Genomic DNA, 12,581 nt, shown 5'->3' on the forward strand with positions numbered 1-12,581 from the left:
ATTATACACTATATAAGACTTTCTCGTTAATTTAATTGTGTTATGATTAAGGAATAATTCATCATAAAATATTAATATATATTAAATGATATATTTATTTTTTTACTTTAATCTTAATACCTAAAAAACATAAAATGTAAAATTTATCAGCGTCCCAAACTCCAATCAAGCGTTGTCTTTTGTTCAAAAATAATTGATTTATCTTTCCTATTTTGTAATAGTTTTTATTAGCTATTGAATGTAGGAATTTATTATTAGGAAAGTGAGATGTTAAATCAAATAGCTTAACAATTTGAGTTGCTTCATTTAAAGCTAATATTCTATCCTTTTTAGGTAAACAGCGCATGGACTCTAACAATTTATCTTTTAATAAATCAACTAAAACTGGTCTAAACTTATCAAGTAACTGCCATCGAAATACAAATTGCAGTAAATAATCGAAACACAATAATGAATCCAATTCATGAGAAATTATACTATTTTTCTGATTTCTTTTTTTATAACTCATAATAGAACCATCTCTTATAAGATAATTATAAAATTTATCATTAATAAAACACACTTCATCACATAACAATCCATAAGACCAGAAAAAAGGGTTATCTTCATGCCTAAGGCCTTCCGGAAAAAGAATGTTGTATTGCCTAATGATTGAAAGTTTATAAACTTTATTCCATGCACATACATCCATCTTCGTCATGACATCATTAGATAATTTAATAAAACCTTTATATTTATGTTCAAAATAGCGTTCGTCTTGGATTCGACTAAGTTTGTTTTCAACTATAAGATTAGTCGAAAAGTAAACTAGATCAACTTCAGGTTTATTAAATTGATCGATTGCTTTCTCATATGTATCTGATTCTATAAAATCATCTGAATCAACAAAAGTAATATATTCCCCTTTAGCTTGTCCGATTCCTATGTTTCGGGCTGAAGACACGCCTCCATTTATTTTACTGATAATTTTGATTCGATTATCAATTTTTTGATACTTTTCTAATATTTTTAGAGAACCATCAGTTGATCCATCATTAACACAAATAATTTCAATATTCTTAAAAGTTTGATTGATTAAACTATCTAAACATTTTATTAAATATTTTTCTGTATTATATACAGAAACTATTATTGATAAAATTGGTAAAATATTCATGTGAGTTTTATTAAAATTTTTTAAGTAAAATATTTTTTATTTCATCTTATATTAATTATATAAATACAAAAAATAAAAAGTTAATTCTTATGAATTATTAATATACTTAAAGGTAAAAAAATAACTATGAGATTTCACTTGAGCTATTTATAAATACTTTTTAATTTTAAGTAAATAATTTAGAGCTTCTTCAATTTCACAGATAGTCTTATTTTCAGGGTTAAGATAAAAACAATAGTCAATATAAGAAATATAAAATAATTCTTCTAAAGATAATTTCCTTTTTCTCCGTGGAAGTGGTATTTTATCAATTGTCAGCCCCCATCCGGCATAAAAAGGTATACCATAAACATAAACAGGTTTACCACACATTAATGCTTCTAAACCTATCATATCATTATGTACATACACTTCATCCATTTGGTTAATTAAATCAAACGGGTTAATATTATCTTCTACATATTTAATAGATAAATTACCATCTAAGTTTGCCAAGATACTTTTGTAACGTTTAAGTTGTCCTTCACAACACTTATAGGAAAATTTAATGACTATGTTCCCGTTTGGATTATTGCAAATAGCTTCAATTAGCATATCTTCAAAATTATAATTTATTTCATAGTGCTTTTTATAAATTTCCCAATCTGATTGAACAACAAGAACATTTTTCTTATTATCTTCTCTATAATTATTGAAATTACTATTATAATTATTATATTTAGATAGTTTATTGTTAACGATTTCACTGATAACATTTTTGGATCTTAATAACTGGTTTTTATCTAGTTGAACTGTATTCAATAAGTTTTCAAGATCTGTTGCTACATTACCATCATTATAATAACCTTGAGAATCAACCACAAATGAAATACATGAGCAAAATATTGGCATTGCTGTTCCATAAGGCGGTATTACATTACTTATAAACCCTGTAAAAATATAATAAAATAGTTTGTTTTGTTCCTCTGCTAGTTTCATTATTTCAGAAACGTTCTGATGCTCAAATGAAAATACCGAATTAGAATCATCTAAGTTATTTGTTAAATTTGCTACGATTGATAAATTTTCAAAATAATATCTAAAATCATTTAGGTTAATTTGGTTATAAAATATTAAATTATTTTTATTAGGTAGAAATCTCTCTTTTTTCTGTTTTGAAACATTTGAAACAATAATCTGTCGTAATTGAGATAACTCATCATATAGATAATTAAATTTGTTATTTGTATCTATAGCAAGTTTATCTAATTTATTTTTAGTTATTCTTTTTTTAACTTTTATTCCTAATAAACAAAAAGTAGTACGATATGGTGAACGATATAAACCAAATATTCTCTGCTTTCTCGTTATAAACTCAATGTACTCAATTTTATAATATTTTTGTTTAGATAATGTTCTAAAAAGACGATTTAAAGGAAATAATTTGTTTAAAGAAAACTTATTTATGATATCAGTTGATTTTTCCAGAATGTTTTTTACGTTTTTTTTCGATGCATGGTTAATTTCATCTCTAAAAACTTTTTCAAAATATTTTTCTAAAGTTAAAGCTACTTTATAAAACAAATTCCATTTAAAAATAAAAGATAAAAACTCTTCAAAACATAATAATCTGTCATATTCATGAGATAGCTCATTAACTTTAGTTTTTTGAACTTTCATCGTTAAATTCATAATTGAATTTTTTCTACTTAAATAGTTATGCAATCTTTCTGGCATAAAATAAGCATAGTCACACACCAATGCATATGACCAGAAAAAAGGATTATCTTCATAAAGTTTACCTTCTGGGAATCTTATACCATAATTGTTAATAATTGAAAGCTTATATATTTTATTCCAAGCACAAACATCTAAATAGTTAATAACATAGCTAGTTAATTTTACTAATCCACGAAATTTGTGTTGAAAATAATCTTGATTGTAACGTTCACAATCATTTTCTTCCATAACTAAATTTGTTGAAAAATGTACTAAATCAACTTTATCATTAACAAATCTTGATAACGCCAATTCGTAAGCATTATTTTCAACATAATCATCTGAGTCAAGAAAAGTTATATATTCACCTCTAGCATTTTCAATACCCATATTTCTTGCAGATGACAGTCCACCGTTAACTTTATTAAAGATTTTTATTCTAGGATCTTTTTTAGCATATTCGTTTAAAATAATATGTGAGTTATCTTTCGAACCATCATTTATACAGAGAATTTCAATATCTTTAAAAGTTTGGTTAACAAGGCTATCCAAACATTTTCTTAAATATTTTTCTGTATTATAAACAGGTACTACAACAGTTATTTTTGGTTGCACGATTAAATATTCCTATTTAGATAGTGATAAATGCATATTTTTTTTTCTTAAATGAAAACGAAGCCAATATTCTATTTGGTATCGTTTCTTGCTTTAATTTAACAAATACAACTTTCTTATTTAACTTAAATTTGACTTTATAAGGTTGTTCTTGCTCTGTATGGATAATTTCATCGTTACTATCATCTTTCCAAGAGGCATAAAATTCATGAACACAATAATTATCATAACCTTCAATTTTTTCGCAAAAATAATGGGAAGGAAAAATGACTTCTTTTGACGAAATTTTTAAAGTATCAAATTTATTATATGGCTCAGCTACTAATTTTTTATTTTTTAATAAGGTGGTTATTCTTTCAACATTGGTTGTTACATCTGGTTCTCCATTTATAATAAACTTATTATTTTCATAAGAATCTAATATTTCTTTAATAAAGAGATTACTTTTAGCTGCCCCTAAAGTAGCTGTTGAGATAGGATGGATTATTTCTCTCCAGTTTTCATAACATGAAAAAAAATCCAAATTGAGAAAAGGATCAAAAGATTTAGACAGAGTTATATCTGTATCTAAATAAATTCCTCCTTCATTAAATAAGGCATAAACCCTAAAAAAGTCAGAAACAAATGCAAATTTCCTAGCTTGATATGCCTCTTTGACGTACTGATTATTTGTTAAATTAAGATGGCTATCATTCCACTCTACAAACTTATAATCAGGAAGTTTCTTTTTCCAATCTTGGATATTATCTAAAACTTTTTTTGGCTTAGGATTATTACCGAACCAACAGTAATGTATTATTTTAGGAATCATAATTAATAAAAATCTCCATCATTTATTAAAAAAATCGAATAAATAAATACCCAAAGAAAAAGAAAATACTTTTTTCATATAAGATTTCGGTAAATTTGAGTGTCTAAGTAAATTTAATAGTGTATCTTTAGTAACACTCCCTCCCCAATCCAAATGTTTTCTTATCATGTAGAAAATAGCATTATATTTGTTTATGTTTAACTTATTTTGAAACATATATTGCAATATTGAATAAATAACTATAGCCCTATCGACATTATTTCGTCTTTGTACATCTAAGGATGGGTTATTACATTGAGAATTTTCGTTAAGTTTATTATAAATATAGTAGGTTCTATTTGTATAAAGCAATTTTTCCGAATTAATTAAATATATTGAATTGAAATAAAAGTCTTCAGCAAAACCAAAATAATTATCACACTCCAGAAACTGATGACCAAGATTTCTTATTTTACTTAAATTAAACAATTTTGCATAAGGGGCAGGGAAAGAATCATCACTTAACATATAAGTTATCTTCTTCCTTGTATCTAGTGATACAAACTCTTTGTTAAAAAAGAAATTTTTAACCAATCCTTCATGTTTTTGATGATAAATATCACAAAATACACAATCTATGTCATTTTTATATAAATTTACCAAAACTTCGAAATAATTACTAGGAATAATATCATCTGAATCAACAAATGTGATCAATTCACCCGTTGATTTTTTGATACCTAAATTCCTTGCTTTATGGGATCCACCATTTGGTTGATAAAAATATTTTACTCTGGAATCATACTTATATTGTTCACAAATCAAACCTGTAGAATCGGAACTTCCATCATCAATAATTATCAACTCATAATCTTTAAATGATTGAGAAAGGATGTTCTTGATACAAACATCAGCATATTTCTCAGAATTATACATGGGTAAAACAACTGAAAGTAATTTCATATCTAATCCTAGCTAGATAAAGCCGAAAACTAATTGCCAACTACTGAAAAATACAAAAGAAAAAAATAAGGTATAAAAAAGAAAATGTTTAATTGAGTCGCATAAGCATACTCTATTTTATAAACAACCCTCATATCGAGTCAATAATATAGTTGTTTAACCTCAATGTGTTATGGATAGTAAATATATTACAATATGATCAATCAACTATATGAAGAATAACATATAGAAATTTACCAATACGATTCTACTATAAACTATAGAATAATTGAAAAATGAAATATATTCCAAACATTTTTTATTTTAACAAAAATCTTCCTCTCTTATTCCATAATCTCTAAGCTTATTAGCAATTGCGGTGTGGGATACCCCTAATCTTTTGGCAAGTTTTCTTGAGCTTGGATATTTGACATAGAGACTTTTTAGGACTTCTTTTTCATAGTTTTTAGTCATTTCATCTAGCGTTTTATTGTCAATATCCCTAATCAATGAGATCTGAGTTGAAGTTATTGCTGGTAAAACAATGTTTTTTACCGTCAATTGTGGAGATGTTAACTGAGCCAATGCTGAATAAAGTACATTTTTAAGCTGTCTTACATTACCTGGCCATGAGTATTGAGCTAAATAAGGAATCACATCTTGATTAACTGTTGGCGGTGTAATGCCTTGTTTATTAGCAAATTCATCAATAAAAATTTGTGTAAGCGGTGCAATATCTTCCTGACGCTCTTGTAGTGAAGGTAAATTTAAGGACAACACATTCAAGCGATAATAAAGATCTTTCCTAAACTTTCCTTGTTCCACCAATTCAGCTAAATCAACTTTAGTTGCACAGATGATTCTAACATCAACATAAACTTCGTTATCATCGCCGACTCGTCTAAAAAAGCCATCATTAATAAAACGCAATAATTTGGTTTGCATTTGGAATGACATTTCATCAATGCCATCAAGTAATACAGAACCACCATTAGCCTGCTCAAAAAAACCTTTTTTGCTCTCTAGTGCTCCTGGATAAGCCCCTGCGGCATGGCCATAAAGCTCACTTTCAACAACATCATCAGGCATAGCAGCACAATTAAGACCTAAAAAGGTTTGATCCCCCCTAGGGCTATATTGATGACATGCACTAGCCAATAAATCTTTACCGGTGCCAGTTTCACCGGTAATCAATAGTGGCTCCCTTTGCATTGAAAAAGCTTTAGCTTGAGCAATTAATTTTTGCATTGGTTGGCTTTTAACAGCAAAAATATCAAAAGCATGATGTCCAACAACATTAATTTTTGATAACCGTTTTTTTAGATATTCAACTGGTTGCAAAACAAAGGTAATAAGGGATGATTCATTAATTTTTTGCAATAAAAAATACTGCGAGTTCAATACAATAATCGTATCATCATGTTCGGATAAATCGAATGTTGCATCTAAATTAAATGCATTTCGATAATCAAATGGCTGATCTAAGCTTAATAAATTACTAGAAAATAATGCTTTTGCTGCATCATTATAAGCAACTAATTGTGTATTATTGTCGATTTTAATGATGGCTGCTTGCATTATAATGCTCCCACTTTTCATTCAACTTCATTAAATTTTGATGACGATTCTGCCAATCATGACTCTTTATCAAATCGGCATAATTTACTTTGGTATTAGTTAATAGTAGTCTTGCTTTATTGGTTAATAACGGCTGTTTTTCATTTAAACGAATTAATGCATCTAAAATAGCTAATGTGCCATTTCGATTATTACAAGCCAATAATAAATCACAACCAGCATTAAGCGCTGCTTTAGCTCGTTCAGCGTGATCACCCAAAACAGATGCACCTTCCATCGATAAATCATCAGAAAATATAACACCATCAAAATGTAACTTTTCACGTAACACTGTTTTTAGCCAAAACGCTGACCCGCTGGCAGGTTTATCATTAAATTCAGGATAAATAACATGAGCAGGCATAATGGCATCAAGTTTCTTTTCAGCGATTAATTTAGCAAAAATCTGCATATCATTTTTAATGAGTTCTTTCGAACGATAATCAATTGGTGTTTCTTTATGAGAATCAGCAATAACATGACCATGACCAGGAAAATGTTTACCAGTTGTTTTCATGCCTGCCGAATGCATACCATCAATCATTGACGATGCAATTTGATAAGCAATATAACTATCTTGATGAAATGACCGACTACCAATGGCTAAACAATCATGACCTAAATCAAGTACAGGCGCATAACTTAAATCAATGTCGTAGGCAATCAATTCCATCGCTAGTAACCAACCAGCGTCAAATGCTAATGATTTCGCTTTTTCTAAATCATTAAGCAAAGCAAAAGATTGCGCAGGAGGAATAAGAGTAAAACCTTGTTTGAAACGTTGAACTCGACCACCTTCATGATCAACCGAAATTAATAAACGTTCTGATGTCGCCGAACGAATTTGCTTTATCAAGTCAGTCAATTGCTCAGGTGACTGATAATTACGACTAAATAAAATAATCCCTGCTACCATTGGATTTTTTAAAAGCGCCATATCATCATTAGTTAATGATGTACTTGGTACATCGATCAATAAAGGACCCATTATTCAGCAGCTCCTTGAGCATTATCAGGATTAGCAGAATTTTTGGATTGGATATCTTTTGTTGTTACACGTTGTAAAATTTCACCCGTTTGGGTTGAAAGTAACTCCATAGATAAATTGGCATCTTCATTTTCGGTTGGTAACTTATAAAGTGTGGTAAAAAGCACATAGCCTGCATTTATTGACTTAGCCAAACCGATCATTTTGCTACGAGAAACAAGTTTATCATCAACAGAAATACCTAACGCTTGTTTAGCTTGACTGATCGATTGTCTATCAGCCACAGAGAAAATGCTTTGCTTATTCAGTATATTATGTAACGTTGTATCAATCTGATTTGTTGCTAAATAATCACCACTACGATTTTGGATATCACTAATTAACAACAGTTTATTACCTTCAATTGCTGATGAAGATTGCAATATTTTATTAACAACTGGAGATAATATATCATTCCAATCAGTTGTTTTAACTATCTGTGGCGGAGTATCTACCACTCCAGTGTTATCGGGGATTTCTACTGGCGGATTGACTTCAGTTTTTTGATTATAACCAAGAAGTTGACATCCAGCTAAACTAAAAGCAAGCATGCCCATTCCAACGATACGTTTAAACTGTTTCATATAAGTTAACCTATTAATCGCCCTAAATTTTTACCACCTAATAAATGCATGTGAATATGAAAGACTTCTTGTCCTGCATCTTTATTACAATTCATTATTAAACGATAACCACTTTCATCAATCCCTTCTTGCTTGGCAATTTTAGCCGCAACAACCATCATATGACCAAGCAGAGCTTCATCAGACTCTGCAATATGATTTACGGTTGGGATCAATTTATTGGGAATAATTAAAATATGTGTAGGGGCTTGAGGAGAAATATCCCGAAAGGCAGTGACCTGATCATCTTGAAAAACAATATCAGCAGGAATTTCACGGCGAATTATTTTACTAAAAATGGTTTCTTCAGCCATATAAGCACTCCTTTAAAAATAGCTATTAACATTAAACTTTTATTTTATAAAGAATAACATATTTTAATAACAAAGATGTATAGATATCGTTACATTTTTACACCTAATTCACTTATTCAAGTAAAAACTTTGCCGAAAAGTTTTTTTATTCTATTTATAATCGATTTTTAGTTAAAATTTTTAGTTATGATTAACAGATTATTTTTATTATAAAAAACGAATAACACTTTTAATATTTATTCATTTGTTAAAGTAATTATTTTGATATATAATGCGCCGTCGATTTCAACCGCTTAATTTTCATGTTCCTTGCTTTCAATGGGTTGCGGTTGCCCCCGACAGAAAGCTGATTAATCCGTAGGGAGCGATAATGCGTCATTACGAAATTGTATTTATGGTTCACCCAGATCAAAGTGAACAAGTACCTGGTATGATCGAACGTTATACTGGTACATTAACCACTGATGGTGGCAAAATCCATCGTTTAGAAGATTGGGGTCGTCGTCAATTAGCATATCCTATCGAAAAATTGCATAAAGCACATTATGTGTTAATGAATGTTGAAGCTACTCAAGAAGCAGTAAATGAGCTTGAAGATAACTTCCGTTTTAATGATGCAGTAATTCGCAGTTTAATTATGCGTACTAAACATTCTGTAACTGAAACATCACCAATGCTAAAAGCTAAAGATGAACGTCGTAGTTCTGAAGAAGATTTTAGCGATGCAAACATGGACGATGATTCGGAAGAATAATCGTTTAGTTTTATCGGGATTGGTTACCAAAACCCCGATTAAAAAAATGAGTCCAAGTGGGATATCACACTGTCAGTTTTATTTAGAACATGTTTCTGAACAAATTGAAGCAGGACTCCCAAGACAAGCATGGTGCATAATGCCCGTTATTGTCAGTGGACAACAAGAGTTAAGTTACAGTATTAAAAAAGGCAGCAAAGTTTTGGTAAGTGGCTTTATTAGTACACATACTAAACGAGATAAAACCAGTCAAATAGTTTTACATGCTGACCAAGTTAAACTATTAGGAGAATAGCCAAATGGCACGTTACTTCCGTCGTCGCAAATTCTGCCGTTTTACAGCAGAAGGCGTTAAAGAAATTGATTATAAAGATGTTTCTTTATTAAAAAGCTATATCACAGAAAGTGGTAAAATCGTACCTAGCCGTATTACTGGTACTAGCGCAAAATATCAACGTCAACTAGCTCGCGCTATCAAACGCGCTCGTTACTTGGCATTATTACCATATACTGACAATCATCAGTAATTAGCAACAGAGGGAACATATAATGCAAATTATTCTACTCGATAAAGTTGCTAATTTAGGCAGCTTAGGTGATCAAGTTAATGTTAAAGCGGGTTACGCTCGTAACTTTTTGATTCCACAAGGTAAAGCAGTACCAGCAACTAAAAAGAATATTGAATTCTTCGAAGCTCGTCGTGCTGAATTAGAAGCAAAATTAGCTGAAACATTAAAAGCAGCTGAACAACGCGTTGCTGAAATCAATGCTTTAGGTAAAGTAACTATTACTTCTAAAGCAGGTGATGAAGGTCGTTTATTTGGTTCAATTGGTACTCGTGATATCGCTGATGCAGTTAAAGCTCGTGGTATTCAAGTATCAAAAAGCGAAGTTCGTTTACCAAATGGTGTATTGCGTACTACTGGTGAACACGAAGTGTTATTCCAAGTACACAGCGAAGCTTTTGCAAAAGTTATTGTTGATATTATTCCTGAATAATCATCAAATAAATAGCAATAAAAAACCCGTTTAATTAAACGGGTTTTTTCATATTATTTAGCTATTAGATAAATAAAGTCAAAATTGAATATTTTATATTTCGTTATGAAGTAATATTCACTCGATTATTTAACGATAATCGACGTTCCTCTGCCGCGTAAATCAGATACGGGTTCAGGTTTATTATTAATAATTCTAATCGCTTGAATGTCACCGTTAAAATCTTGTTTTTCAAATTGGTATCCCATTTTCTCAAGTTGATTTTTGAAATCAATTGGTACTTCAGTCTGAAAAGGCTCGATAAAAATCACATTACTTGGTAATAATTGATGGTGGTAACGTGGCGCATCCATAGCCGATTTTAATGTCATGTTATTATCAAAAACATTTGTCACAACTTGAAAAATAGATGTGAATATTCTCGAACCACCAGGGGTACCAATAACCATAACCACTTCATTATCTTTAACTAAAATACTAGGTGACATAGATGATAGTGGACGTTTATTTGGCTCTATTGCATTAGCATCTTTACCTACAACACCAAATTGATTGGCAATACCAGGCTTACTACTAAAATCATCCATTTCATTGTTTAATACAATACCGGTTCCCTCTACAACTACAGCAGATCCAAACCAACCATTTAAAGTGTATGTATTAGAAACAGCATTTCCCCATTTGTCTACAACTGAAAAATGAGTAGTTTGCAATTTTTCATGATTATTATCTAGTCCAGGTTTTACTTGCTCAGTAATTGAAACCGCATTGGCATTAATAGATTTAGCCCGATTAGCTAAATAACTATCATCAATTAATTTAGCAACTGGCACACTAACAAAATCAGGATCACCCATGTATTCAGCGCGGTCAGCAAAGACACGTTTTTCGATCTCTGCTAATAAGTGGACATACTGAGCAGAGTTTACTTTAACATTTTTGAAATCATCAGCTAATTTTTGTTTCATTAATAATAATTGAATCAACCCAACACCACCTGAACTTGGCGGTGGTGCCGTTATCACTTGCATATCATGCCAATTGCCGATGATAGGCTCACGCCATTTAGCTTGATAATTGGCTAAATCATTTTGTGTGATTAAACCATCATTTTTTGCCATTTCTTGTGCAATTAATTGGGCTGTTTTACCTCGGTAAAATTCATCAGCACCGTCCGTTGCGATACGAGTTAACACAGCACCTAATTCAGGTTGTTTGAAATTTTTTCCTTCCTGCATAGCACCAAAGTACTGTTTAAAATGTCCATTGGTCGGTGCCAAATCCTGTACTTCCTGATAACGTGTAATCAGCTGTTTATCTACCGTAAAACCTTGGTTTGCAAACCGAATAGCTGGTGCTATCACTTCTTGCCAACTAAGTTTGCCAAATCGCTGATGAACCGCCCACATACCAGCTACAGTTCCTGGAACACCTGATGCTTTATGCGAATATAAGCTTAAATCAGCTACTACATTTTTCTGTTTATCAAGAAACATATCTCTAGAGGCTTGATTAGGTGCTGTCTCTCGATAATCGATAAAATAAGGTTTTCCTTCCATCCAAACGGTCATAAATCCGCCACCACCGATATTGCCCGCCTCTGGATACGTTACAGCTAAAGCAAATGCAGTAGCGACACCGGCATCAACAGCATTACCACCCTTTTTTAAGATCTCTTCTGCGGCGATGGCACCATAATAATCGGGAGAAGCCACGGCACCAGCTTCAAACTTCTGTTTTATATTTTCTATAGCTGCTACATATTGACTTATTGATAGAAGAAAGATAATGCAACAATACTTTCTTAACTTGTGTTTAATATAGTACATTTCACATCTCCTTATTAAAAAATAATTATTCCCTTCTATTCTAATATTGATAAAAAATTCAGATTTTTATTCATTATTTGATCAAGAAGGAATTTTAAATATAGCATAGAAAATAGCAGTATCGATCAGAGATTGGCCATTAAAAAAACTAATATCAGTTTAGTGATGATTATAATTGAGTATATTACAAAGCAAAAAAGCACGAAATTGAGTTAAT

At 30.6% G+C, this 12,581-nt stretch carries 12 protein-coding genes and 1 pseudogene; 4 read left to right on the top strand and 9 right to left on the bottom strand.

Features of this window, described 5'->3' with window-relative positions; translation table 11 throughout:
• Positions 1-94 precede the first annotated feature (94 nt).
• From B6C99_RS09370 to B6C99_RS09405, 8 genes and pseudogenes are all read right to left on the bottom strand, one after another.
• Positions 95-1,156: a glycosyltransferase gene (locus B6C99_RS09370; protein WP_086359590.1), complete on the bottom strand. Its 1,062-nt coding sequence runs from the start codon at positions 1,154-1,156 to the stop codon at positions 95-97.
• A gap of 147 nt (positions 1,157-1,303) precedes the next feature.
• The gene (locus B6C99_RS09375) at positions 1,304-3,469 is read right to left on the bottom strand and encodes a glycosyltransferase (protein WP_086359591.1); all 2,166 of its coding nucleotides are present in this window, start codon (positions 3,467-3,469) and stop codon (positions 1,304-1,306) included.
• A gap of 16 nt (positions 3,470-3,485) precedes the next feature.
• Positions 3,486-4,280: a glycosyltransferase family 32 protein gene (locus B6C99_RS09380; RefSeq protein ID WP_086359592.1), complete on the bottom strand. Its 795-nt coding sequence runs from the start codon at positions 4,278-4,280 to the stop codon at positions 3,486-3,488.
• A gap of 18 nt (positions 4,281-4,298) precedes the next feature.
• The gene (locus B6C99_RS09385) at positions 4,299-5,222 is read right to left on the bottom strand and encodes a glycosyltransferase family 2 protein (RefSeq protein WP_086359593.1); all 924 of its coding nucleotides are present in this window, start codon (positions 5,220-5,222) and stop codon (positions 4,299-4,301) included.
• Positions 5,223-5,525: 303 nt separating this feature from the next.
• Positions 5,526-6,407: pseudogene (locus tag B6C99_RS09390) on the bottom strand (sigma 54-interacting transcriptional regulator); the annotation flags it as partial.
• Positions 6,408-6,759: 352 nt separating this feature from the next.
• A complete protein-coding gene (gene nagZ / locus B6C99_RS09395; RefSeq protein WP_086359595.1) occupies positions 6,760-7,806 on the bottom strand; it encodes a beta-N-acetylhexosaminidase in 1,047 nt (348 codons plus the stop codon).
• On the bottom strand, positions 7,806-8,429 hold the full coding sequence (locus tag B6C99_RS09400) for a penicillin-binding protein activator LpoB (RefSeq protein WP_086359596.1): 624 nt from the start codon (positions 8,427-8,429) through the stop codon (positions 7,806-7,808). Before B6C99_RS09400 ends, nagZ begins: the two co-directional genes overlap by 1 nt.
• Positions 8,430-8,434: 5 nt before the next feature.
• The gene (locus tag B6C99_RS09405) at positions 8,435-8,782 is read right to left on the bottom strand and encodes an HIT domain-containing protein (protein WP_065579332.1); all 348 of its coding nucleotides are present in this window, start codon (positions 8,780-8,782) and stop codon (positions 8,435-8,437) included.
• Positions 8,783-9,152: 370 nt separating this feature from the next.
• On the opposite strand from B6C99_RS09405, the gene rpsF reads away from it, so the two are divergent.
• From rpsF to rplI, 4 genes are read left to right on the top strand one after another with little or no spacing between them, the layout of a single operon-like run.
• Complete coding sequence (gene rpsF / locus B6C99_RS09410; RefSeq protein WP_065579333.1) at positions 9,153-9,536, top strand: 30S ribosomal protein S6; 384 nt, start codon at positions 9,153-9,155, stop codon at positions 9,534-9,536.
• The gene (gene priB / locus B6C99_RS09415; RefSeq protein WP_065613412.1) at positions 9,520-9,831 is read left to right on the top strand and encodes a primosomal replication protein N; all 312 of its coding nucleotides are present in this window, start codon (positions 9,520-9,522) and stop codon (positions 9,829-9,831) included. The genes rpsF and priB overlap by 17 nt, the downstream gene beginning before the upstream one ends.
• A 4-nt stretch (positions 9,832-9,835) precedes the next feature.
• Entirely contained in the window at positions 9,836-10,063 is a 228-nt protein-coding gene (gene rpsR / locus B6C99_RS09420) for a 30S ribosomal protein S18 (protein ID WP_025314965.1), read from the top strand.
• 22 nt (positions 10,064-10,085) lie between these two features.
• Positions 10,086-10,535, top strand: coding sequence for a 50S ribosomal protein L9 (rplI, locus tag B6C99_RS09425; RefSeq protein ID WP_065579335.1), 450 nt, complete (start codon positions 10,086-10,088; stop codon positions 10,533-10,535).
• A gap of 125 nt (positions 10,536-10,660) precedes the next feature.
• Here rplI and ggt read toward each other — a convergent pair whose 3' ends face one another.
• A complete protein-coding gene (gene ggt, locus B6C99_RS09430; protein WP_086359597.1) occupies positions 10,661-12,364 on the bottom strand; it encodes a gamma-glutamyltransferase in 1,704 nt (567 codons plus the stop codon).
• Between the last annotated feature and the right edge of the window lie 217 nt (positions 12,365-12,581).

It is taken from the genome of Gilliamella sp. N-G2 (assembly GCF_002142215.1).
In the GTDB taxonomy this organism is placed as follows: Bacteria; Pseudomonadota; Gammaproteobacteria; order Enterobacterales; family Orbaceae; genus Gilliamella.

What these genes read in the sequence shown, in the direction of transcription:
- B6C99_RS09370 (WP_086359590.1), bottom strand. Translation starts at nt 1,156, where the DNA reads ATGAATATTTTACCAATTTTATCAATAATAGTTTCTGTATATAATACA.
- B6C99_RS09380 (WP_086359592.1), bottom strand. Translation starts at nt 4,280, where the DNA reads ATGATTCCTAAAATAATACATTACTGTTGGTTCGGTAATAATCCTAAG.
- B6C99_RS09385 (WP_086359593.1), bottom strand. Translation starts at nt 5,222, where the DNA reads ATGAAATTACTTTCAGTTGTTTTACCCATGTATAATTCTGAGAAATAT.
- nagZ (WP_086359595.1), bottom strand. Translation starts at nt 7,806, where the DNA reads ATGGGTCCTTTATTGATCGATGTACCAAGTACATCATTAACTAATGAT.
- B6C99_RS09400 (WP_086359596.1), bottom strand. Translation starts at nt 8,429, where the DNA reads ATGAAACAGTTTAAACGTATCGTTGGAATGGGCATGCTTGCTTTTAGT.
- B6C99_RS09405 (WP_065579332.1), bottom strand. Translation starts at nt 8,782, where the DNA reads ATGGCTGAAGAAACCATTTTTAGTAAAATAATTCGCCGTGAAATTCCT.
- rpsF (WP_065579333.1), top strand. Translation starts at nt 9,153, where the DNA reads ATGCGTCATTACGAAATTGTATTTATGGTTCACCCAGATCAAAGTGAA.
- priB (WP_065613412.1), top strand. Translation starts at nt 9,520, where the DNA reads ATGATTCGGAAGAATAATCGTTTAGTTTTATCGGGATTGGTTACCAAA.
- rpsR (WP_025314965.1), top strand. Translation starts at nt 9,836, where the DNA reads ATGGCACGTTACTTCCGTCGTCGCAAATTCTGCCGTTTTACAGCAGAA.
- rplI (WP_065579335.1), top strand. Translation starts at nt 10,086, where the DNA reads ATGCAAATTATTCTACTCGATAAAGTTGCTAATTTAGGCAGCTTAGGT.
- ggt (WP_086359597.1), bottom strand. Translation starts at nt 12,364, where the DNA reads ATGTACTATATTAAACACAAGTTAAGAAAGTATTGTTGCATTATCTTT.